The organism is Variovorax davisae, assembly GCF_030316845.1.
Taxonomy (GTDB): domain Bacteria; phylum Pseudomonadota; class Gammaproteobacteria; order Burkholderiales; family Burkholderiaceae_C; genus Variovorax; species Variovorax davisae.
In genome coordinates this window covers 261,850-287,495 of sequence record NZ_JASZYS010000002.1, presented here as the reverse complement: position 1 = coordinate 287,495, position 25,646 = coordinate 261,850, and the positions used below count along the sequence as shown (strand labels likewise).

General features: G+C 68.4%; 22 protein-coding genes. 9 read left to right on the top strand and 13 right to left on the bottom strand.

Annotation, left to right across the window (positions count from 1 at the left end; translation table 11 throughout):
- Window positions 1-102 precede the first annotated feature (102 nt).
- The 3 genes from ccsB to QTI33_RS05590 all read right to left on the bottom strand — a co-directional run bounded on the left by ccsB (window position 103) and on the right by QTI33_RS05590 (window position 4,346).
- A complete protein-coding gene (gene ccsB, locus QTI33_RS05600; RefSeq protein WP_286504797.1) occupies window positions 103-1,419 on the bottom strand; it encodes a c-type cytochrome biogenesis protein CcsB in 1,317 nt (438 codons plus the stop codon).
- Window positions 1,416-3,566 (bottom strand): cytochrome c biogenesis protein ResB, encoded by a 2,151-nt coding sequence (locus QTI33_RS05595; RefSeq protein ID WP_286504796.1) that lies wholly within the window; start codon window positions 3,564-3,566, stop codon window positions 1,416-1,418. The genes ccsB and QTI33_RS05595 overlap by 4 nt, the downstream gene beginning before the upstream one ends.
- 105 nt (window positions 3,567-3,671) lie before the next feature.
- Window positions 3,672-4,346, bottom strand: coding sequence for a c-type cytochrome (locus tag QTI33_RS05590; RefSeq protein WP_286504795.1), 675 nt, complete (start codon window positions 4,344-4,346; stop codon window positions 3,672-3,674).
- 70 nt (window positions 4,347-4,416) lie between these two features.
- On the opposite strand from QTI33_RS05590, the gene yihA reads away from it, so the two are divergent.
- Both yihA and QTI33_RS05580 read left to right on the top strand, forming a co-directional pair.
- On the top strand, window positions 4,417-5,175 hold the full coding sequence (yihA, locus tag QTI33_RS05585; protein WP_286504794.1) for a ribosome biogenesis GTP-binding protein YihA/YsxC: 759 nt from the start codon (window positions 4,417-4,419) through the stop codon (window positions 5,173-5,175).
- Window positions 5,176-5,224: 49 nt separating this feature from the next.
- Window positions 5,225-6,136: an alpha/beta fold hydrolase gene (locus QTI33_RS05580; protein WP_286504793.1), complete on the top strand. Its 912-nt coding sequence runs from the start codon at window positions 5,225-5,227 to the stop codon at window positions 6,134-6,136.
- 57 nt (window positions 6,137-6,193) lie between these two features.
- Here the strand turns inward: QTI33_RS05580 and QTI33_RS05575 are convergent, their stop codons facing one another.
- Both QTI33_RS05575 and QTI33_RS05570 read right to left on the bottom strand, forming a co-directional pair.
- On the bottom strand, window positions 6,194-7,081 hold the full coding sequence (locus QTI33_RS05575; protein ID WP_286504792.1) for an LpxL/LpxP family acyltransferase: 888 nt from the start codon (window positions 7,079-7,081) through the stop codon (window positions 6,194-6,196).
- Window positions 7,078-7,956 (bottom strand): lysophospholipid acyltransferase family protein, encoded by an 879-nt coding sequence (locus QTI33_RS05570; RefSeq protein ID WP_286504791.1) that lies wholly within the window; start codon window positions 7,954-7,956, stop codon window positions 7,078-7,080. The genes QTI33_RS05575 and QTI33_RS05570 overlap by 4 nt, the downstream gene beginning before the upstream one ends.
- Before the next feature lie 186 nt (window positions 7,957-8,142).
- Between QTI33_RS05570 and metK the strand changes: the two genes are divergently transcribed.
- Window positions 8,143-9,324: a methionine adenosyltransferase gene (gene metK, locus QTI33_RS05565; protein WP_286504790.1), complete on the top strand. Its 1,182-nt coding sequence runs from the start codon at window positions 8,143-8,145 to the stop codon at window positions 9,322-9,324.
- Between the two features lie 6 nt (window positions 9,325-9,330).
- On the opposite strand, the gene QTI33_RS05560 is transcribed toward metK, so the two are convergent.
- The 5 genes from QTI33_RS05560 to QTI33_RS05540 all read right to left on the bottom strand — a co-directional run bounded on the left by QTI33_RS05560 (window position 9,331) and on the right by QTI33_RS05540 (window position 15,748).
- Window positions 9,331-9,960, bottom strand: a complete 630-nt coding sequence (locus QTI33_RS05560) for a phosphoribosyltransferase (RefSeq protein WP_286504789.1) — start codon at window positions 9,958-9,960, stop codon at window positions 9,331-9,333.
- 23 nt (window positions 9,961-9,983) lie between these two features.
- Window positions 9,984-12,113, bottom strand: a complete 2,130-nt coding sequence (locus QTI33_RS05555; protein WP_286504788.1) for a TonB-dependent receptor domain-containing protein — start codon at window positions 12,111-12,113, stop codon at window positions 9,984-9,986.
- Between the two features lie 84 nt (window positions 12,114-12,197).
- The gene (locus QTI33_RS05550; protein ID WP_286504787.1) at window positions 12,198-12,413 is read right to left on the bottom strand and encodes a hypothetical protein; all 216 of its coding nucleotides are present in this window, start codon (window positions 12,411-12,413) and stop codon (window positions 12,198-12,200) included.
- Entirely contained in the window at window positions 12,410-13,594 is a 1,185-nt protein-coding gene (locus QTI33_RS05545) for a PepSY-associated TM helix domain-containing protein (RefSeq protein WP_286504786.1), read from the bottom strand. The genes QTI33_RS05550 and QTI33_RS05545 overlap by 4 nt, the downstream gene beginning before the upstream one ends.
- A gap of 21 nt (window positions 13,595-13,615) precedes the next feature.
- A complete protein-coding gene (locus QTI33_RS05540) occupies window positions 13,616-15,748 on the bottom strand; it encodes a TonB-dependent siderophore receptor (RefSeq protein WP_286504785.1) in 2,133 nt (710 codons plus the stop codon).
- Window positions 15,749-15,920: 172 nt separating this feature from the next.
- Here QTI33_RS05540 and QTI33_RS05535 point away from each other — a divergent pair, with 172 nt between their 5' ends.
- The 6 genes from QTI33_RS05535 to groL all read left to right on the top strand — a co-directional run bounded on the left by QTI33_RS05535 (window position 15,921) and on the right by groL (window position 22,530).
- Window positions 15,921-17,492: a phospholipase D family protein gene (locus QTI33_RS05535; protein WP_286504784.1), complete on the top strand. Its 1,572-nt coding sequence runs from the start codon at window positions 15,921-15,923 to the stop codon at window positions 17,490-17,492.
- Window positions 17,493-17,502: 10 nt separating this feature from the next.
- The gene (locus QTI33_RS05530; RefSeq protein WP_286504783.1) at window positions 17,503-18,165 is read left to right on the top strand and encodes an HAD family hydrolase; all 663 of its coding nucleotides are present in this window, start codon (window positions 17,503-17,505) and stop codon (window positions 18,163-18,165) included.
- A 30-nt stretch (window positions 18,166-18,195) separates the two neighbouring features.
- Window positions 18,196-19,851 carry a phosphoglucomutase (alpha-D-glucose-1,6-bisphosphate-dependent) gene (gene pgm, locus QTI33_RS05525; RefSeq protein ID WP_286504782.1) on the top strand — a complete coding sequence of 552 codons (1,656 nt, stop codon included), beginning with the start codon at window positions 18,196-18,198 and terminating at the stop codon, window positions 19,849-19,851.
- Between the two features lie 95 nt (window positions 19,852-19,946).
- Complete coding sequence (locus tag QTI33_RS05520) at window positions 19,947-20,195, top strand: hypothetical protein (RefSeq protein ID WP_286504781.1); 249 nt, start codon at window positions 19,947-19,949, stop codon at window positions 20,193-20,195.
- A gap of 343 nt (window positions 20,196-20,538) precedes the next feature.
- Window positions 20,539-20,829: a co-chaperone GroES gene (gene groES / locus QTI33_RS05515; protein ID WP_068675691.1), complete on the top strand. Its 291-nt coding sequence runs from the start codon at window positions 20,539-20,541 to the stop codon at window positions 20,827-20,829.
- Window positions 20,830-20,877: 48 nt separating this feature from the next.
- Window positions 20,878-22,530, top strand: coding sequence for a chaperonin GroEL (gene groL, locus QTI33_RS05510; protein ID WP_286369040.1), 1,653 nt, complete (start codon window positions 20,878-20,880; stop codon window positions 22,528-22,530).
- Between the two features lie 82 nt (window positions 22,531-22,612).
- Here the strand turns inward: groL and QTI33_RS05505 are convergent, their stop codons facing one another.
- The 3 genes from QTI33_RS05505 to tal all read right to left on the bottom strand — a co-directional run bounded on the left by QTI33_RS05505 (window position 22,613) and on the right by tal (window position 25,560).
- Window positions 22,613-22,963, bottom strand: coding sequence for a DUF805 domain-containing protein (locus tag QTI33_RS05505; protein ID WP_286504780.1), 351 nt, complete (start codon window positions 22,961-22,963; stop codon window positions 22,613-22,615).
- 93 nt (window positions 22,964-23,056) lie between these two features.
- On the bottom strand, window positions 23,057-24,613 hold the full coding sequence (gene pgi / locus QTI33_RS05500; protein ID WP_286504779.1) for a glucose-6-phosphate isomerase: 1,557 nt from the start codon (window positions 24,611-24,613) through the stop codon (window positions 23,057-23,059).
- Entirely contained in the window at window positions 24,613-25,560 is a 948-nt protein-coding gene (tal, locus tag QTI33_RS05495; protein ID WP_286504778.1) for a transaldolase, read from the bottom strand. The genes pgi and tal overlap by 1 nt, the downstream gene beginning before the upstream one ends.
- Window positions 25,561-25,646: the final 86 nt, after the last annotated feature.

Here is a 25,646-nt window from a genome sequence, read left to right as displayed (position 1 = left end):
CCTGAAAACGCTCAGTCAGAGGGAGTTCGTTGCCGATGCAGATCCGGTTACGCTGCCCAGGCGCTTGCGGATCATTTCACGAGCGAAAGACCGGCTGCGCGGCTACAAAGTTCCGTAGCTGTGCAGCCCGCTCAGGAACATGTTGACGCCGAGGAAGGCAAAAGTGGTCACGGCCAGGCCGCCGAGCGCCCACCAGGCCGCCACGGTGCCGCGCAGGCCCTTCACGAGCCGCATGTGCAGCCAGGCCGCGTAGTTGAGCCAGACGATCAGCGCCCAGGTTTCCTTCGGGTCCCAGCTCCAGTAGCCGCCCCAGGCGTCGGCAGCCCACAGCGCACCCAGCACGGTGGCGATGGTGAAGAAGGCGAAGCCGACCGTGATCGACTTGTACATCACGTCGTCGAGCACCTCGTTGGCCGGCAGCCGCGCGGCGATGCGCTTGCGGCCCATCAGGATGCCGGCGGCGATCAGCGCCGAGATCGCGGCATAGCCGACCCAGTAGCTGCCGCCGGCCTCCTGCACGCGCTGGCGGAACGCCACCGGCACGAAGCACAGCGCCACGCCGAGCAGCCAGATCGGCGTCAGCTTGTACCAGCGGGTCTCGCCGGCCTGCTCCTTGATCAGGTAGGCGAAGGCCACCATGGCGGCGAGCGAGAAGGTGCCGTAGCCGATGAAGTTGGCCGGCACGTGCAGCTTCATCCACCAGCTCTGCAGCGCCGGCACCAGCGGCTGGATCTCGTGGGCGTCGCGCACCAGCGTGTACCAGAGCAGGAAGCCGACCGCGGCGCTGACCACCAGCATCACGAAGGCCCCCAGCGCGCGGGTGCGGTAGCGCCACTCGAAGTACAGGTAGAAGGTGGCGGTGAGCCAGCAGAAGAGGACGAACACCTCGTACAGGTTGCTGACCGGGATGTGGCCGATGTCGGGGCCGAGCTGGTGGCTCTCGTACCAGCGCACCATGGTGCCGATCAGCGCCATCGTGACCGCGGCCCAGGCCAGGCGCGAGCCGATCAGGTCCATGGCGTCGCCCTGGCGGCCGCTGAAGAAACCGATCCAGTAGAAGATCGTGCTCATGAAGAACAGCACGCTCATCCAGAGGATGGCCGACTGGCTCGAGAGGAAGTACTTGAGCTGGAACACCGTGTCCGCGCGCGCCAGGTCGCCCTGGTAGGACGCGATGGCCAGCAGCGCGGCGGCCGCGACCACGATCGCCAGCACCCGCAGCGGCCGCCAGAACCAGCCCAGCCAGACGGCGGCGGGCACGGCCGCCACCAGGATCGTCTGCTCGTAGTAGTCCATCGCGCCGTGGTAGCGCGAGAAGGCGAAGACGGCGCCAGCCAGCACCAGCAGCGCGAACACCCAGTCGAGGGCGTTGCGGCGCGAGAGCCAGCTGTCGTTGAGCGTGAGCGTGGTGGTCGTCATGACGCGGGGTCTTTCGTGATGGCGAGCAGCTTGTGCTTCAAGTGCTCGAATTCGCGGTCGCTGTCGATGGTCTTGCGGTTGACCGAGAAGGCCAGGGTCGCCGCCGTGCCCCGGGCGTTGTCGCCGTCCTGCGCGAGCCACACCCAGAGCCGGCGCTCGCGCACGTACAGCATCGCAAAAATGCCCACGATCAGCAACAGGCAGCCCAGATAGACGATGTTCTTGCCAGGGGCTCGTGCGACCTGGAAGACGCTGGCCTGGACCTGCTTGAAGTCGGTCATCATCATCGCGACCGGGGCCGGATAGAAGTGGGCGTCGCTGATCGCCAGCACCGCCTGCGTGAGGTAGCGCTGCGACGTCTCGTCGGGCGGCATGGCGGCCTGGCCGGCCTGCTCGCGGCTGAGGTTGAGCACCTCGAACAGCACGTCGTTGAGGATGCGCACCAGCACGGCGGCCGCGCGTTCGCGCTCGGCCTCGGGCACGTTGGCCTCCATGAACTCGGCCACCGCCTGCCAGCCGCCGCTGCTGATTGCATCGACCTTGGCGCGTTCCGTGCCGGCGAACAGCGCCAGCGCCCGGGCCGCGGAGGCGCGCAGCTGGGCTGCCAGCTCGGGGCGCTTGGGGTCGGTGGCGCGCGCGATGTAGCGGTCGAGGGCGCGGTCGCGCAGCCGCGCATCGGCCAGGGCGGCGCGCATGCGCACGAAGCCTTCCATCGAGCCCTGCTCGTCGGCCGGCACGCGCAGGTAGCGGAACGGGTCCTCCGGCCGCTCGCGCACCCCGAGCAGGAACACCGGCTGGCCGTCGCCGGTGTCGACCGGCACCATGTAGTTCTGGAACTCGCGCGCCTGCCCCGAGGCGTCGCGCAGCTTGTAGCCGATGCTGGGGCCGATGTTGCGCAGCACCTTGGGCTTGTTGGTCTTGTTGGCCGCGCCCAGGCGCGACTCGAGGTCGTGCCGCAGGTCGACCTTGCGCACGTCGGCGCCGCTGGTCATGGCGCCGCCGCCATCGGCGAAGTTCTCGACGTTGATCACGCGCAGCGCCACCAGCTCGAGCGTGAGCCGGTCGCTGCCGTTGGTGATCTCGCTGCTGGCGCCGATGGTGCCGTCGATCTCGAAGGGCTTGGCGGCCGCACCCATCGGCACCGCCTTGAGCTTCACGCTCGAGCCGCCGTCGTCGAAGCTCGACTGGTAGATCTCGACGCCCTTGTAGCTCGCCGGATGGTTGACCTCGATGCGCTTGGGCAGCTGCTCCCCGGTCTCGCGGTCGTGCAGCACCACTTCACTGGCGAACAGCTTGGGCATGCCGGTCGAGTAGTACTCGACGATGAACTTCTTGAGCTCGATCGAGAACGGCAGGTCCTGCAGCAGCACGCCGTCGGCCTGGTTCAGGATCGCGACGCTGGACTGTGCGCCCTCGGGCACCAGGATGTTGCCGCGGAAGGTCGGGTTGCGCGGCGACAGGCGATGCTCGGGCGCCACGTCCTTGATCAGGCCGCCGCCGGTGTAGACGCTCTTGCCGTTGAACCAGGTCTGGGCCCGCACCACGAGGTCGCCGTCGAACAGCCCGCCGATGCAGACCAGCACGATCGCGCCGTGGGCGGCGATGTAGCCGAGCTTGTGGGCTCCGCCGGCGCGCGCGGCGACCATCCAGCCCAGGCTGCGCCCTTCGGCCTCGCGGTGCTGGAGCTTGACCTTCCAGCCGCCGCCCGCCAGCAGCGCGCCGATGCGCTGGGCGGCGCCGTCGGGCGTCTCGGCCAGCACGGTCTCGGCGCGCTGGCCGAAGGCCTTCAGGCTCTGGGCCCGGATGCCTTCCTTGACGGTCTTCAGGTCGCGCAGGATGTGCGGCGTGTTGCGGGCGATGCACAGCGAGGTGCTGATCACCAGGAACAGCAGGATCAGCAGGAACCACCAGGCGCTGTAGATCGAGTCGAGCCGGGCGGCGCGGAACAGCTCGGCCCAGAAGGGGCCGAACTGGTTCACGTAGTTGCCGACCGGCTCGTGCTGCTTCAGCACGGTGCCGATGATCGAGGCGATGCAGATGATGGTCAGCAGCGCGATCGCGAAGCGCATCGACGACAACAGCTCCACCGCCGCGCGGACCGCGTGGGGGCCGCGGCGGACGCGAAGGCCGTGGGTGGAGACTGACATCGGTGCGAGGCGTGGAAAGCAAACAAGGCGGGCCATCCTGCCGGATGGACCCGCCTTGTTAGGAGTTTGTTATGGGCGGTTGGTTCAGGCGGGAGCGCCCGGCGTTCAGCGCAGGCCGGCGATGTAGTCGGCGACTGCGGTGATTTCCTTGTTGCTGAGCTTGGCCGCCACCCCGGTCATGACCGTCGAATTGAGGCGGGTGCCTTCGCGGAACAGGGTCAGCTGCTGCGCGGTGTACTCGGCGTGCTGGCCGCCCAGGCGCGGGTACTGGACCGGGATGCCGGCGCCGTTCGGGCTGTGGCAGCCGGCGCAGGCCGGGATCTGGCGATCGGCGATGCCGCCGCGGAAGATGCGCTCGCCCAGGCCGACCAGGTCCTTCTCCTTGGCGAAGCCCGGCTTGATCTTCTTCGAGGCCACGAACCAGGCGATGTTGCGCATGTCCTCGTCCGACAGGGCGGCGGCCATGGGCTTCATGATCGCGCTCTTGCGCTTGCCGGACTTGAAGTCCTGCAGCTGCTTGAGGATGTATTCGGGATGCTGTTGCGCCAGCTTGGGGTTCGCCGCGATGGCCGAATTTCCGTCCGCGTTGTGGCACGAGGCGCAGCTCTGGCTGTTGGCCGGCGTGGCATTGAAGACCGTGTCGCCCTTGGCGGGGTCGGGCTTCGGTGCCTTGGCGGGCGCCTCGGCAGCCGGCTTTGCAGCGGGCTCGTCAGCCGCGAAGCTGGCACTGGCGGCGGCGCCCAACAGGGCTGCAAGCAGAAATTTGGCAAACAACTTCATATCGGGGGCTTGGATTTATGGCGCAAAACCCGGCGATTCTACAATGGCGCCCCGTACCGAAAGCCCATCGATGACCACCCCGCCGCGGAAGCCCGCCGCCAGCTACTCCCGCAAAGCGACCGCCGTCGACCCCCAGGCGGCCGAACGCGCCCGCGTGGCGCGCGGCTGGCTGCACACCGCCCACTTCCTCACGAGCGCGCCCCAGCTCGAGCATCTGCCGACCTTCGACCTGCCCGAGATCGCCTTCGTCGGCCGCTCGAATGCCGGCAAGTCGACCGCCATCAACACCCTGACCCAGCAGACCCGGCTGGCCTTCGCCTCGAAGACGCCGGGCCGCACCCAGCACATCAACCTGTTCGGCGTCGGCAAGCAGAAGGTCGACGACGCGGTGCTCGCCGACCTGCCCGGCTACGGCTATGCGGCCGTGCCGAAGGAGGCCAAGCTGCGCTGGCAGCGCGTGATGGGCAACTACCTGATGACCCGTCCGAACCTGCGCGGCGTGGTGCTGATGTGCGATCCGCGCCACGGCCTGACCGAGCTCGACGACATCCTGCTCGACGTGATCCGGCCGCGGGTCGAGCAGGGGCTCAAGTTCCTGGTGCTGCTGACCAAGTCGGACAAGCTGACGCGCTCGGACGGCGCCAAGGCGCTGTCGATTGCGCGACTGCAGGCCGGCGGCGGCGAGGTCAAACTGTTCTCGGCCCTGAAGCAGCACGGCGTGGACGAGGCGGCCGAGCTGCTGTGGCGCTGGGCGCATCCGGAGGACGGGCAGCCCGCGCCACCTTCCGAGCCGCCACCCGAGCAAGCCCCCATCGACGAGCAGCCCTGACCCCGGCGCTGGCGCCTTCTCGCCGCATGGACAACGAAGGAGACCGCCTGTGATCGAGACTTTCGCCCGCGCCCTGCCGAACGGCACCACCCTGAGCTGCCGTGCGGCCGGCGCCCCCGGCCGGCCGCTGATGGTGTTCCTGCACGGTTTTCCCGAGGCCGCGTTCATCTGGGACGCGCTGCTCGAGCACTTCGCCGCGCCCGAGCACGGCGGCTTCCGCTGCATCGCACCGAACCTGCGCGGCTTCGAACGGTCCAGCGCCCCCACCGAGGTCTCGGCCTACCGCGCCCACCTCCTGGTGCAGGACCTCGCCGAACTCGCGGCCAGCGAGGACCCGGCCGGCCGCATCGAGGTGCTGGTGGCGCACGACTGGGGGGGCGCCTTCGGCTGGGGCTTCGGCAACCGGCACGGCGACCGGCTGGGACGCCTGGTGATCATCAACTCGCCGCATCCCGGCACCTTCGCACGCGAGCTGCGGAACAACCCGGATCAGCAGGCCGCCAGCGCCTACATGAACTTCCTGGCCCGGCCGGATGCCGAGGCGCTGCTGGCGGCCGACGACTACCGCCGCATGTGGCCCATGTTCCTCGGCATGAAGGCCGGCGCCGATGGCTTCGGCTGGCTCACCGACGCGGTCAAGGACCAGTACCGCGAGGTCTGGGACGCGGGCCTCACGGGCGCCTGCAACCTTTATCGCGTCACGCCGCTGAAGCCGGCCATGTCCGGCCAGCCGGCGCCCGCGATGCCGGACATGCCCCACGACAAGCTCACGGTCGCCGCGCCCACCCTGGTCCTGTGGGCGCTCGACGACAAGGCACTGCTGCCCGGGCTGCTGGAAGGCCTGGAGGGCTACGTGCCGAAGCTCGAGATCATCCGGGTGCCGGGCGCCACGCACTGGGTGGTGCACGAGCAGCCCAAGTTCGTCGCCGGCGAGATCGAGGCCTTCCTGCGCCACTCCTAGTCGGTCGAGGACAGAGCAAAAACTGCTGCGCAGTTTCCTGGTCTGTCCCGCAAAGTCCTAGTACACCGGTTTCTCGCCCTCTGGCCGGGTCTTGAAGCGCCGATGCACCCAGTAGTACTGCGACGGCATGGTGTCGATGTAGCCCTGCAGGCGCTGGTTCATGAGGGCGGTATCGGCCACCGCGTCCTCGCTCGGGAAGTCCTCCCAGGCCGGCAGCACCTCGATCTCGTAGCCGTCGCGGGTGAGCTTCGAGACCACCGGCACCACCTTGGCCCGCCCCAGCCGGGCGAAGCGCGACAGCGAGGGCACGGTGGCGGCCTGCACGCCGTAGAAGGGCACGAACACCGTCTGGTCGCGGCCGAAGTCCATGTCCGGCAACAGGTACAGCAGGCCGCCCTTGCGCAGGCCGGCGACGATCGGCTTGATGCCGTCGACCCGGTTCAGCGTGATCACGTTGCCGAAGCGCTTGCGGCCCTCGCTGACCCACTGGTCGACCATCGGATCGCGCTGCGTGGTGTAGATGGTGGTCGACGGCCGGTCGGTGTGCATGGTGAGCGCCGTGGCGGCCGCATCGAGCCCGTAGAAATGCGGCGCGAACAGGATCATCGGTTCGTGGCCGTGCGCGATCTCCTCGATCACGTCGGCCGTGCCCACCACCTTGAGGCGGCGCGCCACCACCGCTTCGGGCGCATGCCAGAGCCAGCTGCGGTCGAACCAGGACTGCGCCACGTAGACGAAGGTCTGACGCGCCATGCGGCGTCGTTCGGCCGCCGACTTGGCCGGAAAACACAGCGCCAGGTTGGTGTCGACCACGCGCCGCCGCGGCACCGCGAGCACGTGCAGCACGCGCCCGAGCACCGCGCCGAAGCCGCGCACCAGGGGGAATGGCACATGCGCCAGTGCACGCATGAAGCCGATGCCGAGCTTGGAAGTGAGCTTGCTCATGTCGCCGCCCCCACCGCCGCCTCGGCGCGCGGCTGCTTGTAGCGGGCGTAGTCCCAGACGTACTGGCCCGGCAGGGCGCGGATCAGCTTCTCGATGCCTTCGTTCATGGCGGTGGCGGCGGCCTCCGGTGTGGCCTGGGGGTCGCTCATCGCGGTGCCGTCGAAGGGCACGAAACGGATCGCGTAGCCGGCGCCGCGCGGCAGCCGCTCGCAGACGCCCAGGAACACCCGGGCGCCGGTCTGCTGCGCCAGGCGCGGCAGCAACGTCATGGTGTAGGCCGGCCGGCCCAGGAACGGCGCCCAGACCCCCTGCCCCAGCGGCGGCACCTGGTCGGGCAGCAGGCCGGTGTAGCCGCCGCCGCGCAGCGTGCGGATCAGGCCGCGCACGCCGGAGACGGTGGTCGGGAGGGTCTGCAGCCCGGGCCGGTCGCGCGAGCCGGCGATCAGGTCGGCCATGAATTTCTTGCGTGCCGGCCGGAACAGCGCCGTGATCGGGCCGTAGTCCTTGAAGAAACGCTCGCCCACCGCCTGGCCGAAGGTTTCCCAGCTGCCGAGGTGCGGCGACACCAGGATCACGCCCTTGCGCGCCGCCAGCGCGGCCTCGAAGGCCTCGATGCCGTCCCAGCGCACGATGTGCGGCAGCAGGCTCTCGTCGCGCGGACGGGCCCAGACCCAGGGCAGCTCGCCGACCATGGCGCCGGCGGCGGCGATCGCGGGACGGTACTGCGCCGGCGTGAAGCCCGCCGCCTCGGCGTTCTCCCGGAAACGGCGGCGGTAGTCGGGTGCGAACCACCAGACCAGCCAGCCCAACCAGCCGCCGACCGCATGCATCACGGGCAGCGGAACACGGGCGAGCAATCTGAACAAGGCAATCATCGAAACATGGGGATGGACAAGGACGCGCGCGCAGGGTACAGCGCGGCTCGGATAGAATGCAAATTGTCGCTGAGTTATGGAACTACTTGCAGGGCGACGTTAAACACCACTGCTAAAGCGTTCGCCAGAGCTCCGAAACGGGTTGGCAACGCGCCAATTGACCTGCTGCTACGGAGTTAGAAACACATGGCGAACGATTTCCTCTTCACTTCCGAATCCGTCTCCGAAGGCCACCCCGACAAGGTGGCCGACCAGATCTCGGACGCGATCCTCGACGCGATCTTCGAACAGGACCCGCGCTCGCGCGTGGCCGCCGAGACGCTGACCAACACCGGCCTGGTGGTGCTCGCGGGCGAGATCACGACCAATGCGCACGTCGACTACATCCAGGTGGCGCGCGACACCATCAAGCGCATCGGCTACGACAACACCGACTACGGCATCGACTACAAGGGCTGCGCGGTGATGGTCTGCTACGACAAGCAGTCGAACGACATCGCCCAGGGCGTCGACCATGCGAGCGACGACCACCTCAACACCGGCGCCGGCGACCAGGGCCTGATGTTCGGCTACGCCTGCGACGAGACGCCCGAGCTGATGCCCGCGCCGATCTACTACGCGCACCGCCTGGTCGAGCGCCAGGCCCAGCTGCGCAAGGACGGCCGCCTGCCGTTCCTGCGTCCCGACGCCAAGAGCCAGGTGACGATGCGCTATGTCGACGGCAAGCCGCATAGCATCGACACCGTGGTGCTCTCGACCCAGCACCACCCCGACCAGAGCGAGACGTCGACCAAGATGAAGGCCTCGTTCGTCGAAGCCGTGATCGAGGAGATCATCAAGCCCGTGCTGCCCAAGGAGTGGATCAAGGACACGCGCTACCTGATCAACCCGACCGGCCGTTTCGTCATCGGCGGCCCGCAGGGCGACTGCGGCCTGACCGGCCGCAAGATCATCGTCGACACCTACGGCGGCGCCTGCCCGCACGGCGGCGGCGCGTTCTCGGGCAAGGACCCGAGCAAGGTCGACCGCTCGGCCGCCTACGCCGCACGCTACGTGGCCAAGAACATCGTCGCCGCCGGCCTGGCGCGCCAGTGCCAGATCCAGGTCGCCTACGCGATCGGCGTCGCCAAGCCGATGAACGTGACGGTCTACACCGAAGGCACCGGCGTCATTCCCGACGAGAAGATCGCGGCGCTGATCCAGGAGCACTTCGACCTGCGCCCGAAGGGCATCATCCAGATGCTCGACCTGCTGCGCCCGATCTACGGCAAGACCGCGGCCTACGGCCACTTCGGCCGCGAAGAGCCCGAGTTCACCTGGGAAAGCACGGCCAACGCGCAAGCGCTGCGCGCGGCCGCCGGCCTGTAAGGCCCTTCAGCCTGCGTCCAGCAGGCGGCAGACCTCTTCGTCGGAGGTCTGCCCGAAATCCTGGTACCAGAGCCCCACCGCGCGAAAGTGTTCCGGCGTGAAGAGGCACACCACCTCGTCGGCCAGCGCGCCCAGCCCTTGCACCGCCTCGGTGGAGGCCACCGGCACGGCGACGATGACCCGCTGCGGGCGTCCCGCGCGCGCCGCCTGCACCGCGGCGCTCATCGTGGCGCCGGTCGCGAGGCCGTCGTCCACCAGGATGAGGACGCGGCCGGCCAGATCGAGCGGCGGTCGTCCTGCGCGATAGCGCTGCTCACGCCGCACCAGTTCGGCCTGTTCCCGCGCGACGACCGCTTCGAGTTCCCGTGCCGAGACCGGCCAGCCGCCGTCCACCTCGCCCATGACGCGCACGCCGCCGGATGCAATGGCGCCCATGGCATATTCTTCCTGCCCCGGAAAACCCAGCTTGCGCACCACCAGCACATCGAGCGGCGCGCCGAGCGCGCGGGCGACTTCCCAGGCCACCGGCACGCCGCCGCGCGGCAACGCCAGCACCAGGACACCAGGCCGCCCGCGCCAGGCTTGCAGCGCCTTGGCGAGCGCACGGCCGGCGTCGCGTCGATCCTTGAATTCCATGGGCTTCTCCCACAGTCCGCAACTCAGAAACGATACGCCGCACTCATGCCGATCGTCCAGTTGCGCCCAGGGGCTGGCTCGTAATAGCGGGCATTGCCCTCGTTGACGATCACCGAGCCGATGTACTGCCGGTCGAACAGGTTGTCGACCCGGGCGAACGCGTTCAGGTCCCAGCGCTGCCACTGCATCAGGTAGCCGGCGAACAGCGCGGCGACCGCATAGCCGGGCGCGCTCACGGTGTTGCGGTCGTTGGCCTCGACGCTGGCGAGTGCGCGCAGTTCGGTGCCGGCGCGCCAGCCCTGCGGCGGCACCCAGCCGAAGGAAGCGAACAGCGACTGCGGCGCGATGCCCGGAATCCGGTTGCCGCCCGGCACCAGGCCGGCCGCCGTGCACGGGACCGTGGTGCAAAAGGTGTCGCTGTAGCGGGCGTCGAGCCAGGTGTAGGCCAGCTGGGTGCGCCAGTGGTTCTCGCTCTCGTGCTGCCAGGCCAGCTCGAAGCCGTCGCGCGTGGTCCGTCCGGCGTTCTGGAAGGTGGCCCGGCCGCCGACATTGGTCGCGGTCACGATCTCGTCGCTGGTCCGGGTCTTGAAGAGCGCCGCCGTCAGCAGGCCGCCCGCCAGCCGCGCCTTGGCGCCGACCTCGACGCTGTCGTTGACCGCCGGCTGCAGCGCGAAGTTGAGCCCGCCCTGCCCGTCGGGACGGTACGACAGCTCATTGAGCGTCGGCGTCTCGAAGCCGCGGCCCACCGAGGTGTAGAGCGCGAGGTCGCGCGTGGCCTGGTAGCGCAGCGACGCCACCGGCAGCGTCTGGGTGTAGCGCGCGCTGCCGCTGTCGTTACCGTTGGCGCCGACGATGTAGTGGTCCTGCGAATCGAAGTCCACGCTGCTGCGGCGCACACCGGCTTCGAGCGTCCAGCGCTCGGCGAGGCGCCAGCTGCCCTGCACATAGGGGTCGAGGTTGTAGACCTCGTTGATCTCGTTGCGGCGCAGCCGCCCCTGGACACCCAGCACCGGCCGCGCGACCGAACCCAGGTAGTTCTCGTAGCCGGTGCGGTGCTCGCGCAGCTTGTTGTATTCCAGCCCGGCGACCAGCTCGAAGGGCCGGTCGGCCAGCTGCATCTGCGAGGTCCAGCGCAGGTCGGCGCCGCCGTAGTCGCGTTCCAGCCCGATCACGCCGCCGGCGCTGGTCGGGCTCAGCTGCGCGGCGGGCGGGATGGCCTGGTACTGCGAGGTCTTGCGCCCGCCGCCGTAGACCATCATGCGCAGCGCGTTGTCGCCGTCGAGGCGGCGCTCGTAGGTCAGGCCGGCCTGCGTCTGCTCGACGCTCTTGCGGGTGTCGTACTGCGTGGCGACGGCGGCGCTGCGCCGGTTCAGCGCGTACTGGTCGGCCGTGAGGCCGAGCGGGTCCTGCGCTTTCAGGTGCACGCTGTTGGCGACCAGGGTCAGCCGGCTGCCGTCGTCGAGCGCGAGGCCGAACTTGCCGTTGACGATGTTGCGATCGGCCGCGCTGTGGTCGCGGTAGCCGTCGGTCTCGAAGCGCCCGGCGCTCAGGAGGTAGTCGACCGCGCCGGAGGAGCCGCTGGCCATGACCCCGGTACGGGTCGTGCCGAAGCTGGCGGCCGCCAACGAGAAGGCGAGCCTGGGCGGTCCCTCGCCGGTCTCGGTGAAGGACTGCACCACGCCGCCCGAGGAGTTGCCGTAGAGCGCCGAGAACGGGCCGCGCAGCACCTCGACATGGTCCACGGAGCCGATGTCGATGTTGGAGGTCTGGCCCTGGCCGTCGGGCAGGGTCGCCGGAATGCCGTCGACGTACAGCCGCACGCCGCGCACGCCGAAGGTGGAGCGGGCACCGAAGCCGCGAATCGATATCTGCAGGTCCTGGGCGTAGTTCTGCCGGTTCTGGATCTGCAGGCCGGGCACGCCGCTCAGGCTTTCCGACAGGTTCACGCCGAGCCGGCTGTCGCGCATGTCCGCGCCCTCCACCCGGTCGACCGAGCCGGCGACGTCGAACAGGGGCGTCGGCCCGGCGGGTGTGGACACCGTGACCTCGCCCAGCGCCGGTGCGCTTGCGGCGCCGCTGGCGGGATCCTGGGCCTGGACCGGGAACCAGGCGGCGGACAGGAGGCAAGCGATGGCGGTGGCAGAAAATTTCATCGCTGGCGATTCTGCGTCGCGCGCTTCACCTGTCCCGGGTGGGCAATACCCTATGGCGCCCGGTGCGGGATGGCCACCGCGGGCCTAGTCGTCTTTGGTGCGACGGCCCCAGCCGCACCATGCGCCCACCACCACCGGAATGCCGAGCGTGACCCAGGCCACCGCATCGCCCACGCCGCCGTCGCTGAACAACGCCGACACCAGCCCCACCGCGGTGAGCACGCCGATCACGACGGGCCAGCCCCAGAGCCGCCAGGAGTGTCGCTCGTGCCTCGCGCGCCCGCTTCCGTGCCCGCTCATGTGCCGGCCTTCGCGGCCGCGCCGGACGGAGCCAGCGCGGCGTCCGCTTCCTGCAGGGCCGCCTCCGCTCGGGCCGCTGCCGGCACCGTGTTGGGGCGCTTCAGCCAGAGGTAGAGCCCGCTGCCCAGCACGATGATGGTGGCGATGTCGAGCAGCGCCCAGAGGATCTGCATCGGCATGCCGCCATAGTCGCCGAAATGCAGCGGCTGCGAGACCAGCAGCCCGGTCAGGTACCACGGAAGCCGCGGACTGGCGGTGATCTCGCTGGTCTTGGCATCGACCAGCACCGGCTGCAGCAGCCGCGAGGTGAAGGGTTCGTTGCCGCGCAGGAACACCGTGTGGTGATGCGGGCTGGAGAAGGAGGTGCCGGGAAAGGCGATGAACGACAGCTTGGTGTTCGGCGCCCGTTCGAAGGCGACGTCCAGCGCCTTCTGCACCGAGGCGCGCTCCGCCGTCGGCACCACCGGCTGCCCCTGGTACGGGTGCAGCAGCGTGCTGAGCTGGTCGTACTGCCAGTACTTGATGATCAGGTCGGCCCAGGTGTTGATCATGCCGGTGGCGCCCACCGTGAAGGCCCACACCAGCGTGACGATGCCCAGCAGGTTGTGCAGGTCCAGCCACTTCAGGCGCGGCCGGCGCTCGCGCCGCACGGTGCCGAAATCGAGCTTGCGCATGAAGGGCGCGTACAGCACCACGCCCGAGACGATCGCGACCAGCAGCAGCAGGCCCATGAAGCCCAGGAAGAGCTTGCCGGGCAGCCCCGCGAACAGGTCGACGTGCAGCTTGAACATGACGTACATGAAGCCTTCGTCGGTCGGCGGCTGCCCCAGCACCCGGGCGGTGCGGGCGTCGACCGCGACCGACTTGAAGTCGTCGGTCGGCGCCGGTGTCGGCGTCAGCGTGACGAACCACAGGGCGTCGTCGTCCTCGGGCTGCGACACGAACTGCACCACGCGATCCGGATACAGCGCCTTGGCGGCGTCGAGCACGCGGTCCAGGCTGGCGCGCGGCGTGTTGGCCGGCATCTTCGGCGCCTCGATCTCGGTGCCCAGCAGGTGGCCGATCTCGTGGTGGAAGATCAGCGGCAGGCCCGTCAGGCACAGCAGCAGCATGAACACGGTGCAGACCAGGCTGCTCCATTTGTGCACCCAGGCCCAGGTCTTGATTCGTCGGCTGTTCATCGCGGGAATTGTCCGTCAGACTCAGAATCGATAGGTCGCGCTGGCGATGGCGTTGCGGCGCGCCCCCCACCAGCAGTCGCCCCGGGACAGGCACACCGAGTTGTAGACCTTGTCGGTCACGTTGTTGATGTTGAGGGCCAGCCGCCACTTGGCCGTCTCGTAGGCCAGCACCAGGTCGAGCAGCGTCACCGCCGGCGTCTCGGGCGCCACGCCGTCGGTGAAGGCAGACATCCAGCGCACGCCGGCACCGGCCGAGAAGCCCGGCAGTCCGTTGACCGTGAAGCGGTACTTGCCCCACACCGCGGCCTGGTTGCGCGGCACCTGCGCCAGTTGCGGATCGACGTCGGTGTAGTTGTAGAAGCCCATCAGGTCCCAGTCGCGCGCCAGCGTGAGCTTGGCCTCGAGTTCCACCCCCTTGGTCTTCGTGCTGCCGGCCTGCAGGTAGTTGGTGCCGCCGCTCGCGTCCAGCACCAGGCGGTTGTCCTCGCGCAGGTCGTAGACCGCCGCCGTGAGCTGGATCGGCCGGTCGGCCGGCAGGTACTTGATGCCGACCTCCCACTGCTTGCCGCGCTGCGGCGTGAAGCGTTGGTTGTTGGCGTTGAGCCCGGCCACCGGCGTGAACGACTCGCCATAGCTCAGGTAGGGCGAGACGCCGTTGTCGGCCGCGTACATGAGCGAGAAGCGCTTGGTGGTCGCATGGCTCTTCTGGTCGTCGCTGCCGACCAGGCCGTTGGTGACGTCGTCGTAGCGCAGCCCGCCGAGCACGATCCAGTTCCTGGCGAACTTCATCTGGTCCTGCAGGTAGTAGCCGTACTGCGTCTGCGTCGATTTCGGACTGTCGACCAGATCGTAGGTGGGGAACGGCTGGCCGTAGACCGGCGCGTAGGCGTCGATCAGCGGTTGCCCTCCGCCCAGGTAGGTCGGGTAGTCGAAGCCCGAGCGCTTGTTCATCGAGTAGTCCGCGTAGTCGAAGCCGGCCAGCACCTGGTGCTGCACGCCGCCGGTCTGGAAGCGGCCTTCGACGTTCTGGTCGGCGGTCAGCATGTTGACCTTGGTGATGCTGGAGTCCCAGAAGCGCCCGAACAGCCGCTTGTTGACCGGATCGCCGGCCCAGCCGCCCGGCACCGTGAAGGCGTCGCCATAGAAGCCGGTGTAGTCGACGTCGTTGTGGGTGTAGCGCAGGTTCTGGCGCACCGCCCACTGGTCGTTGAAGCGGTGCTCGAACAGCCAGCCCGCGGTGGCGCGCTCGGTGTCGTAGCGGTCGTAGCCCGGTTCGCCGATGAAGCGGTTGGTGGCGAGCAGGCCGTTGGGATTCGGCAGCAGCATGCCTTCCCACGGGAAGAACTGCGAGGTCGAGCCCGACTTGTCTTTCTGGTAGAGCGCCTGCAGGGTCAGCGAGGTGGCCGCGTTCGGCCGCCAGGTGAGCGAAGGCGCGATCAGCTGGCGGTCGTCGCGCACGTAGTCCACCTGCGTGTCGGCATTGCGCCCGACCGCGATCAGGCGGTAGAGCCATTGGCCGTCCTCGGTCAGCGGGCCGGTCAGGTCGGTCTGCAGCTGGGCACGGTTCCAGCTGCCGAACTGCACGCCCACTTCGCGCTGGGCCTCGGCCAGCGGCCGCTTGCTCACCATGTTGATGATGCCGGCCGTGCTGCCCTGCCCGAACAGCATGGCCGAAGGGCCGCGCAGCACTTCGATGCGCTCCAGCGTGTAGGTGTCGGTGCGGGCGTTGCTGGTGTAGTAGTCGAAGTTCTTGCGCAGGCCGTCGAGGTACTCGTCGGGCGTGCCGCCGCGCACCAGCACGCTGTCGGTGCGCGAATCGACGCCGTAGGCATCCGATCGCACGCCGGCCGCGTAGGTCAGCGCGTCCTGGACATTGTTCGCGCCCTGGTCGGTCATCTGGTCGCGCGTCACGATCGTGACCGACTGCGGCGTCTCCGACAGCGGCGTGTCGGTCTTGGTGGCCGAGGTGGCGTTGCGGGCCCGGTAGCCGACCACCGGCGAGGTGGCGGTCTCGGTTTCGGCGTTGGCGTCCACCCGCACCTCCGGCAGCGTGGTGGCCGCCGGGGTCTGGGCCATCACCTGGGCCTGCAAAGGAAGCGAGAGGCAACCGGCGAACATGGCGGCGGCGCGGCGGCGACGGGGCGAGATCCTCATTGGAAGAATGGCTGTATTTTGCGATTGATAATGATTCGCATTCTATTCATGAACGAAGCCTGAACAAGTCCCGATGGGCGATGGGCCGCAACAATGCGGCTGGCCGGCTACGATCCGCGGGCCGCCCATCCGGGGCGGAGTCCCCTTCCGGTCGCCTTGCCGCGGTCCCCCAATGCTGCTTCGCTGCCTGGTCCTCGCCCTCGCCTGCCTGCTGTCGGCCTGCGCCGGGCTGCCGGCCGTCCCCGCGTCGCCCTACGTCCCGGCCATCGCGGCCTCGCCGTCCAACGAACTGGGCCGGCTGGCCGCGCCCTTCAACGGCTCGACCGAGGGCCTGTCCGGCGCCCGTGTGCTGGCCCAGGGCGCCTTCGCGCTGGACGCGCGGCTGGAGCTGATCCGGCGCGCCCAGTCCTCGCTCGACCTGCAGTACTACCTGCTGGGCAACGACAAGACCGGCAAGCTGATCCTGCGCGAGCTGCGCGACGCCGCCCGGCGCGGGGTGCGGGTGCGCCTGCTGCTGGACGATTTCTACACGACCAAGCTGGATCCGCTGCTGCTCGGCCTGGCCACCTGGCCGAACGTGGAGATCCGGCTGTTCAACCCCTTCGTGGCCGGGCGCGACCATTCGGCCACCCGCTGGATGGGCTTCGCGGCCGACTTCCGCCGCCTCAACCACCGCATGCACAACAAGCTCTTCATGGCCGACGGTGCTTTCGCGATCGCCGGCGGGCGCAACCTGGCGGACGAGTATTTCCTGCGCAGCGAGGGCGCCAACTTCATCGACCTCGACATGCTGCTGGCGGGACCGGTCGTGACCGAACTGCAGACCATCTTCGACAACTACTGGAACAGCGAGGTGGTCTACCCGCTGCACACCATCGTGCCGGCGATCGACTCGACCGCCGAGCTGCGGGCCGAGTTCGACCGGCGGACCTCGCGCAAGGAAGCGCCGCTGCCCCCGACACCGCCCGAGACCGACATGTTCGGCGACCCGCCGCTCGGCACCCTGATCGCCCAGGGCCGCTTCGAGATGATCCCGGCACGCGCCAACGCGGTGGCGGATTCGCCCACCAAGGCGCTGCAGACCGACGACGGCGAGTGGGCCCGCGAGCGCCGCCCCCCCACCGTGGCCGAGCGCATGCGGGTGCAGCTCGACCAGGCGCGCTTCAGCGTCGACATCGTGTCGCCCTACTTCCTGCCCGGCGAGGAGGGCATGGCGCAGATCGCCCGGCTGCGCGCCCGCGACGTCCAGATGAGCGTCGCCACCAACTCGCTGGCCGACACCGACGAGCCGCTGGTCAACATCAACTACAACAACTACCGCGTCGAGATGCTGCGGCTCGGCGTGCGCCTGTACGAAGTGAGCTCCGAACAGATCAAGCGCAGCCTGAACCTGCGCAAGGTGTTCCGCCAGTCGCGCGGCCGCCTGCACGCCAAGCTGGCGCTGATCGACCGCGAGTGGTCGCTGATCGGCTCGCTCAACTTCGATCCCCGTTCGGCCCACATCAACACCGAACTCGGGGTGCGCCTGGAGAGCTTCGAGGTCGCCCACCGCCTGCTCGATGCCTACCAGGTCGACAATGTCGAAAGCGCGTACGAACTGCGGCTGAAGCCCGGCACCGACAAGATCCAGTGGATCAGCACCGATGGCGAGGACGCGGTCTACGACGACGAGCCCGAGGCCAACATGCTGGTGAAGCTCAAGCTGCTGCTGTTCTCGTGGTTCGTGCCGAGCGACTTGCTCTAGGAGACTGCGGATGCAGGACATCGTCTTCTTGCTCGACGTCGACAACACGCTGCTCGACTTCGATGGCGTGCTCGACGACCTGCGCCGCCGCCTGGTCGACGACCTCGGCCCCGTGGGGGCCGAGCGCTACTGGCGCTGTTTCGAGCAATTGCGCGACGCGTTCGGCTACACCGACTACCTGGGTGCGCTGCAGCACTATCGCCTGGGCGAGCCCGGCGACCGGATGAGCGACCCCCGGCTGCTGCAGCTTTCGAGCTTCCTGCTCGACTATCCCTTCGCCGAACGGCTCTACCCCGGCGCCCTGCAGGTCATCACCCATCTGCAGCGCTTCGGCCTGCCGGTGATCCTGTCGGATGGCGACGTGGTGTTCCAGCCGCGCAAGGTGCAGCGCTCGGGCCTCTGGCGGGCGGTCGAGGGGCGGGTGCTGATCTACGTCCACAAGGAGCTGATGCTCGATGCGGTGCAAAAGCGCTATCCGGCCCGCCACTACGTGATGGTCGACGACAAGCCGCGAATCCTCTCGGCGATGAAGGCCGGATGGGGTGAGCGGCTCACCACGGTCTTTCCTCGCCAGGGCCAGTACGCGCTCGCCCCGCAGGCGTTCGCCGGCCAACCGGCCCCGGACATCACCATCGAGCGCATCGCCGATCTGTGCGCATGGCCCATCCTTTGAGACACTCGGGCATTGCCCAGGAGAGCATTCATGGCCTCACGACTCAGCCCCCTTGCCGGCCGACCGGCCCCCCCGGACAGCCTCATCGACGTCGACGCGCTGCGCGCCGCCTACCTCGCCGAGCGCCCCGACCCGGGGGTCGCGACCGAACGCGTCGCCTTCGGCACTTCGGGCCATCGCGGCTGCGCCTTCGAGCGTTCGTTCAACGAATGGCACGTGCTGGCCATGACCCAGGCGATCTGCGACCACCGCCGGGCGCAGGGCATCGACGGGCCGCTCTACCTCGGCATCGACACGCACGCGCTGTCGGCGCCCGCGGCCGCCAGCGCGCTCGAGGTGCTGGCCGCCAACGGCGTCGAGGTGATGCTGGCCAGCGGTGACGAATTCACGCCGACACCCGCGCTCTCGCATGCCATCCTCGGCTACAACCGCGGCCGCACCAGCGGCCTGGCCGACGGCATCGTGGTCACGCCCTCGCACAACCCGCCGCGCGACGGCGGCTTCAAGTACAACCCGCCCAACGGCGGACCGGCCGGCCAGGACATCACGGGCCCGGTGCAGGAGGCGGCCAATGGCTTCCTCGAGAAAGGCCTCGCGGGCGTGCGCCGGATGCCGCACGACAAGGCCCTCAAGGCGGCCACCACGCACCGCCACGACTTCCTGGCCGCCTACGTGGCCGACCTGGGCAATGTCATCGACATGGACCTGATCCGTGAAGCGGGCGTGCGCATGGGCGTCGATCCGCTCGGCGGCGCCGGCGTCCACTACTGGGGCGCAATCGCCGAGCGCTACCGGATCGACCTCAGCGTGGTCAGCGAGACGGTCGACCCCCGCTTCGCCTTCATGACGCTCGACTGGGACGGCCAGATCCGCATGGACCCGTCGTCGACCTACGCGATGCAGCGGTTGCTCGACATCAAGGACCGCTTCGACGTCGGCGTCGCCTGCGACACCGACCACGACCGCCATGGCATCGTCACCCGCAGCGCCGGCCTGCTGCAGCCCAACCACTACCTGTCGGTCGCGATCGACTGCCTGTTCCGCCACCGCCCGCAGTGGGGCGCCGATGCGGCGGTCGGCAAGACTGTGGTCTCGACGCGGCTGATCGATGCGCTGGCCAAGCGGCTCGGCCGCCGCCTCTACGAAGTGCCGGTGGGCTTCAAGTGGTTCGTGGAAGGCCTGGTCGACGGCTCGCTCGGCTTCGTCGGCGAGGAAAGCGCCGGCGCCACCTTCCTGCGCCGCGACGGTGCGGTCTGGACCACCGACAAGGACGGCATCACCGCGGCGCTGCTGGCCGGCGAGATCACCGCCCGCACCGGCCGCGACCCCGGCGCGCTCTACGCCGAATTGGCGAACGAGTTCGGCAACCCGGTCTCGAACCGCATCGATGCACCGGCCAGCCGGCAGCAGAAAAAACAGCTGTCGGCGCTGAGCCCGCAGCAACTGCACGCCACCGAGCTGGCCGGCGAGCCGATCGAGAGCGTGCTCAGCCATGCCCCCGGGAATGGCGGTGCGATCGGGGGCATCAAGGTGATCGCGCAGAACGGCTGGTTCGCCGCCCGGCCGTCGGGCACGGAGGACATCTACAAGATCTACGGCGAGAGCTTCCGCGGCGCCGAGCACCTGGAACGGATCCTGGCCGAGGCCCAGACCATCGTCGACGCGGCGATCTCGCCGACGTCCTGAAACCAAGACAAGCGGAGGATGCAGCCGCCGGCCATCGCCTACACCGAAGCCATGGCGCCCGCGCTATGAACGGCTTTTAAAGTTGCGGAGACCTCATGAATCTCGACTCACTGGTCAAGACCGTCAAGGATGCGGACGCCAACCGGCCCGACCTGCCGGGCGAGCACCTGATCGTGCTGGGCGTCGGCCTGCTGCTGATGATGGCCACGGGCCGCAGCCGGTCGCTGATCGGCAAGGCGCTGATCGGCGCCGCGGCGGGCGCCTTCATCGGCCGCGCAGCCAGCGGCACGGGCGGCGTCGCGCGGCTGGCGGCGCTGCTGCGGCCCGGCGCCCCGCGCGGCTGAAACGCCCGGGCGCGAACCCGGACCACCGTCGGCGGTGGTTCGGTCCGCCAGTTGCCGTTCGCGGATCAATGCCGCGAAGTTTCCGGTCCCGTGCTCGCCCTAGAACAAGACTGCAGTGTTCGACGCCAGCGTGCGGACGGCTCGTTTTCGGCGCGAGATACCCGAGCCCGGCACGGCTCGATGCCCCTGCAAAAACGGTCCCTGCGCCTTGAAATGGCCCAAAACACCCTTATGATTAGCACTCGTTGCAGTTGAGTGCTAACAGCGCCGTCTGCCCAACGATGTGGTATCGGCACAACGCCGACGCCCGACCCAACCCCGTTCCCATCAGGAGATGCAAGCAATGAAACTTCGTCCTTTGCACGATCGCGTGATCGTCAAGCGCATTGAAAGCGAAACCAAGACCGCCTCGGGCATCGTGATCCCCGACAACGCCGCCGAAAAGCCCGATCAAGGCGAAGTGCTGGCTGTCGGTCCTGGCAAGAAGAACGACAAGGGCGACCTGATCGCACTGAACATCAAGGTCGGCGACCGCGTCCTGTTCGGCAAGTACAGCGGCCAGACCGTTAAGGTCGATGGCGACGAACTGCTGGTCATGAAGGAAGACGACCTGTTCGCGGTCGTCGAGAAGTAAGCCCTTCTCCCTTCCACCCCCCAATCAACTGAATCTCGGAGAAATCTCATGGCAGCAAAAGACGTAGTCTTCGGCGGCGAAGCCCGCGCGCGCATGGTCGAGGGTGTCAACATCCTCGCCAACGCAGTCAAAGTGACCCTGGGCCCCAAGGGCCGCAACGTGGTGCTCGAGCGCTCCTTCGGCGCCCCCACCGTGACCAAGGACGGCGTGTCGGTCGCCAAGGAAATCGAACTCAAGGACAAGCTCCAGAACATGGGCGCCCAGCTCGTGAAGGAAGTGGCTTCCAAGACCTCGGACAACGCCGGTGACGGCACCACCACCGCGACCGTGCTGGCACAAGCCATCGTTCGCGAAGGCTTCAAGCTGGTCGCCGCCGGCATGAACCCGATGGACCTGAAGCGCGGCATCGACAAGGCGGTCACCGCCCTGGTCGCCGAGCTGAAGAAGGCTTCGAAGGCCACCACCACCTCGAAGGAAATCGCGCAAGTCGGCTCGATCTCGGCCAACAGCGACGAAACCATCGGCAAGCTCATCGCTGACGCGATGGACAAGGTCGGCAAGGAAGGCGTGATCACCGTCGAAGACGGCAAGTCGCTCGACAGCGAACTCGACGTCGTCGAAGGCATGCAGTTCGACCGCGGCTACCTGTCGCCCTACTTCATCAACAACCCCGAAAAGCAATCCGCGATTCTGGACAACCCCTTCGTGCTGCTGTTCGACAAGAAGATCAGCAACATCCGCGACCTGCTCCCCACGCTGGAACAAGTCGCCAAGGCCGGCCGTCCGCTCTTGATCATTGCCGAGGAAGTCGAAGGCGAAGCCCTGGCAACGCTGGTCGTGAACACGATCCGCGGCATCCTGAAGGTCGTGGCCGTCAAGGCCCCTGGCTTCGGCGACCGCCGCAAGGCCATGCTGGAAGACATCGCCATCCTGACGGGCGGCAAGGTCATCGCTGAAGAAGTGGGCCTGACCCTCGAGAAGGTGACCCTGGCCGACCTCGGCCAGGCCAAGCGCATCGAAGTGGGCAAGGAAAACACCATCATCATCGACGGCTCCGGCGCTGCTGGCGACATCGAAGCCCGCGTGAAGCAAGTGCGCGTGCAGATCGAAGAAGCGACCAGCGACTACGACCGCGAAAAGCTGCAAGAACGCGTGGCCAAGCTGGCCGGCGGCGTGGCAGTGATCAAGGTCGGCGCTGCCACCGAAGTCGAAATGAAGGAAAAGAAGGCCCGCGTCGAAGACGCCCTGCACGCCACCCGCGCTGCAGTGGAAGAAGGCGTGGTTGCCGGTGGTGGCGTGGCCCTGCTGCGCGCCAAGCAAGCCGTGGGCGACAAGCTCAAGGGCGACAACGCTGACCAGGACGCCGGCATCAAGCTGGTGCTCAAGGCCATCGAAGCGCCCCTGCGCGAGATCGTCAACAACGCCGGTGGCGAAGCCTCGGTGGTGGTGAACGCCGTGCTGGCCGGCAAGGGCAACTACGGCTTCAACGCCGCCAACGACACCTACGGCGACATGCTCGAGCTGGGCATCCTGGACCCGACCAAGGTGACCCGCACCGCACTGCAGAACGCCGCTTCGGTGTCCTCGCTGCTGCTGACGACCGAAGCCATGGTCGCCGACGCACCGAAGGAAGAAGCCGGTGCCGGCGGCGGCATGCCCGACATGGGTGGCATGGGCGGCATGGGCGGCATGGGCATGTAATCGCCCCCCGGCGCCAAGCCAATCCAAAAAGCCCCGCAGCTCGCGCTGCGGGGCTTTTTTTCGTTCCGGCGCTGGCGCGGCTTCAGATGCCGGCGGGCATGGCGCCGGACGGCGGCCCGTAGGCGTTCGACTCGGCCTGGCTGGGCTGGACCATGAAGTAGAGCAGCACCAGGGTGCCGATCACCGGCACCAGCCCGAGCAGCAGGAACCAGGCGCTGCGGCCCACGTCATGCAGGCGCCGCGCGCCGACCGCCAGCAGGGGCAGCAGGAACGCCAGCACCACCAGGTAGTACAGGAACTCGTGGATGAAGCCCGCCACGAAGGCCGAGATGACATAGGCCAGGATGAACCACCAGTATTCGGGCCGGGTCGCCCGGCCGGAGAACTCGACGTACTTGCGAAAGCAGGTCTGGACCGCCTGTTGAAAGTTCATGCGCAACTCCTCTTGATGTTTTCCCACGGGACAACCCCGGGACCATCATATCGAGCAGGCCGCCGCCGATGATGACGAAAGCCAAGGACGCGGCTAGGCGCGCGGGCGAAGCCGCGCCAGCAGGCCGGCCGTGGAAGCGTCCAGCCCCGCCGCGTCGCCCGACGCCAGCCGCGGCTCGATGTCCCGCGCCAGCACCTTGCCGAGCTCGACGCCCCACTGGTCGAAGCTGTTGATGCCCCAGAGCGCGCCGCTGGTGAACACCCGGTGCTCGTAGAGGGCCAGGAAGGCGCCGAGCGACTCCGGCGTCAGCTGCTCGAAGACGAAGAAGGTGCTCGGCCGGTTGCCGGGAAAATTCTTGTGGCCGCCGGCGTCGCGCTGGCCGAGCATGAGCGCCTGCGCCTGCGCCAGCGCATTGGCCAGCAGCTTGGAATGATGGCCGGGCAGATCGTGCGCCGCGTCGCGCACCGCGATGAATTCGAGCGGCGTCACGTCGGTGCCCTGGTGCAGCATCTGGAAATACGCATGCTGCCCGTTGGTGCCGGGCTCGCCCCACAGCACCGGCGAGGTGCCGAAGGTGAGCAGCTGGCCGGCCATGTCGACCTGCTTGCCGTTGCTTTCCATCTCGAGCTGCTGCAAGTAGGCCGGCAGGCGCTTCAGCGCGCTGTGGTAGGGCGCGATGCTGCGGGTCGTGAAACGGTGGAAATTGCGATACCAGACGTCGAGCAGGCCGAGCCGCACCGGCAGGTTCTGCGCCAGCGGGGCGGTGCGGAAATGCTCGTCCATCGCATGGGCGCCGGCCAGCAGGCCGCGGAAGCCGTCGGCACCGATGGCCAGCGCGATCGGCAGGCCGATCGCCGACCACATCGAATAGCGGCCGCCGACCCAGTCCCAGAAGCCGAAGGTGGTGTCGATGCCGAAGGCCTTCGCGGCCGCGACGTTGGTGGTGAGCGCCGCGAAGTGGCGCGCGATGTCGACGCCGCCCGATTGCTCGAACCAGCGCTTGGCCGACTGGGCGTTGGCCATGGTCTCGGCGGTGGTGAAGGTCTTCGAGGCGATCAGGAACAGCGTGTGCTCGGGCGCCAGCCCGCGCAGGATCCCAGCCAGCTCGTGGCCGTCGACGTTCGAGACGAAATGAAAGCGCTTGCCCGGCGCGACGAACTGGTCGAGCGCCAGCACCGCCATCTGCGGCCCGAGGTCGGAGCCGCCGATGCCGATGTTGACGACGTCGGTGATGGTCGAGTCCGAGCGCACCTTCTCGGCGTAGGCGAGCATCGCGTCCAACGTGGCCTGGACGTCGCCGAAGGCCCCGGCCAGGTCGCCGGCCACCGGCGCGGAGGCCGGGCGGCGCAGCAAGGTATGGAGCACCGCGCGGTCTTCGGTCGCGTTGATGTGGCGGCCCGCGAACATCGCGTCGCGGTGCGCCTCCAGACCGGTTTCGCGCGCCACGTCGAGCAGCAACTGCTCGGTGCGCGCATCGAGCAGGTTCTTCGACAAGTCGGCGAAGACGTGCGGTGCCGACTGGCTCAACGCCGCGAAACGCCCCGGATCGCCGGCGAAGGCCTGGCGGATGTCGAAGCCCAGGCCGATGCTGTCGTAATGCTTCTGGAGCGCGGCCCAGGCCGCCGTGCCGTCGCAGCGAATGCGGGTCATCACGCCTCCATCAGCTTTTCGAGCTTCACCGCGTCGGCGGCGAAGGCGCGGATGCCTTCGGCCAGCTTCTCGGTGGCCATGGCGTCCTCGTTCAGCGCGAAGCGAAACCCGGCCTGGTCGAGCGACACCTTCGGGATCTCCAGGCGCTGGGCCGCCTCGGCGTCGAGCGCGTGGGCGAGCGGGGCCTCGCTGGCGGCCAGCTCGGCCAGCAGTTCGGGGCTGATGGTCAGCAGGTCGCAGCCGGCCAGCGCGGCGATCTGGCCGACGTTGCGGAAGCTGGCGCCCATCACCTCGGTCGCGATGTCGTTCTTCTTGTAGTAGTCGAAGATCTGGCGCACCGATTGGACGCCCGGGTCGTTGGCCCCCGCATTGGCGGCCTCGTTCCACTGACTGGCCTGCGACTTCTTGTGCCAGTCGTAGATGCGGCCGACGAAGGGCGAGATCAGCTGCACCCGGGCGGCCCCGCAGGCCACTGCCTGGGCGAAGGAGAACAGCAGCGTCAGGTTGCAGTGGATGCCCTTCTGCTCGAGCTGGCGCGCCGCCTCGATGCCTTCCCAGGTCGAGGCGATCTTGATCAGCAGGCGCTTGGCGACATCGACGCCCTCGGCCCGATAGAGCGCGACGATGCGCTCGGCCCGGTCGATGGTCGCCTGGGTGTCGAAGCTCAGGCGCGCATCGACCTCGGTCGACACCCGGCCCGGGATGATCGACAGGATCTCGGTGCCGAAGCGCACCAGCAGGCGGTCGATGACCTCGTCGATCGGTTTCCCCTTGTGCTTCTTGACCACCTCGTCCAACAGGGGACGGTAATCGGCCTTCTGGACCGCCTTCAGGATCAGCGACGGATTGGTGGTCGCGTCCTGCGGCTTGAACTGGGCGAGCTGGCGGAAATCACCGGTGTCTGCGACCACGGTGGTCCATTGGCGGAGGGCATCGAGTTGGTTCATGCGGCCATTATCCCGCCGCAGCACTACATGGCGTGTGGTCCGTGACTGACGCGGCGCCCGCTTGACGCCCGCTAGGCTCGCCATTC

What these genes read in the sequence shown, in the direction of transcription:
- pgi (WP_286504779.1), bottom strand. Translation starts at nt 24,613, where the DNA reads ATGACCCGCATTCGCTGCGACGGCACGGCGGCCTGGGCCGCGCTCCAG.
- QTI33_RS05550 (WP_286504787.1), bottom strand. Translation starts at nt 12,413, where the DNA reads ATGAGCGGGCACGGAAGCGGGCGCGCGAGGCACGAGCGACACTCCTGG.
- QTI33_RS05535 (WP_286504784.1), top strand. Translation starts at nt 15,921, where the DNA reads ATGCTGCTTCGCTGCCTGGTCCTCGCCCTCGCCTGCCTGCTGTCGGCC.
- QTI33_RS05505 (WP_286504780.1), bottom strand. Translation starts at nt 22,963, where the DNA reads ATGAACTTTCAACAGGCGGTCCAGACCTGCTTTCGCAAGTACGTCGAG.
- QTI33_RS05555 (WP_286504788.1), bottom strand. Translation starts at nt 12,113, where the DNA reads ATGAAATTTTCTGCCACCGCCATCGCTTGCCTCCTGTCCGCCGCCTGG.
- QTI33_RS05540 (WP_286504785.1), bottom strand. Translation starts at nt 15,748, where the DNA reads ATGAGGATCTCGCCCCGTCGCCGCCGCGCCGCCGCCATGTTCGCCGGT.
- QTI33_RS05570 (WP_286504791.1), bottom strand. Translation starts at nt 7,956, where the DNA reads ATGATTGCCTTGTTCAGATTGCTCGCCCGTGTTCCGCTGCCCGTGATG.
- groES (WP_068675691.1), top strand. Translation starts at nt 20,539, where the DNA reads ATGAAACTTCGTCCTTTGCACGATCGCGTGATCGTCAAGCGCATTGAA.
- yihA (WP_286504794.1), top strand. Translation starts at nt 4,417, where the DNA reads ATGACCACCCCGCCGCGGAAGCCCGCCGCCAGCTACTCCCGCAAAGCG.
- ccsB (WP_286504797.1), bottom strand. Translation starts at nt 1,419, where the DNA reads ATGACGACCACCACGCTCACGCTCAACGACAGCTGGCTCTCGCGCCGC.
- QTI33_RS05545 (WP_286504786.1), bottom strand. Translation starts at nt 13,594, where the DNA reads ATGAACAGCCGACGAATCAAGACCTGGGCCTGGGTGCACAAATGGAGC.
- tal (WP_286504778.1), bottom strand. Translation starts at nt 25,560, where the DNA reads ATGAACCAACTCGATGCCCTCCGCCAATGGACCACCGTGGTCGCAGAC.
- QTI33_RS05520 (WP_286504781.1), top strand. Translation starts at nt 19,947, where the DNA reads ATGAATCTCGACTCACTGGTCAAGACCGTCAAGGATGCGGACGCCAAC.
- QTI33_RS05590 (WP_286504795.1), bottom strand. Translation starts at nt 4,346, where the DNA reads ATGAAGTTGTTTGCCAAATTTCTGCTTGCAGCCCTGTTGGGCGCCGCC.
- QTI33_RS05595 (WP_286504796.1), bottom strand. Translation starts at nt 3,566, where the DNA reads ATGTCAGTCTCCACCCACGGCCTTCGCGTCCGCCGCGGCCCCCACGCG.
- QTI33_RS05530 (WP_286504783.1), top strand. Translation starts at nt 17,503, where the DNA reads ATGCAGGACATCGTCTTCTTGCTCGACGTCGACAACACGCTGCTCGAC.
- metK (WP_286504790.1), top strand. Translation starts at nt 8,143, where the DNA reads ATGGCGAACGATTTCCTCTTCACTTCCGAATCCGTCTCCGAAGGCCAC.
- groL (WP_286369040.1), top strand. Translation starts at nt 20,878, where the DNA reads ATGGCAGCAAAAGACGTAGTCTTCGGCGGCGAAGCCCGCGCGCGCATG.
- QTI33_RS05575 (WP_286504792.1), bottom strand. Translation starts at nt 7,081, where the DNA reads ATGAGCAAGCTCACTTCCAAGCTCGGCATCGGCTTCATGCGTGCACTG.
- QTI33_RS05560 (WP_286504789.1), bottom strand. Translation starts at nt 9,960, where the DNA reads ATGGAATTCAAGGATCGACGCGACGCCGGCCGTGCGCTCGCCAAGGCG.
- pgm (WP_286504782.1), top strand. Translation starts at nt 18,196, where the DNA reads ATGGCCTCACGACTCAGCCCCCTTGCCGGCCGACCGGCCCCCCCGGAC.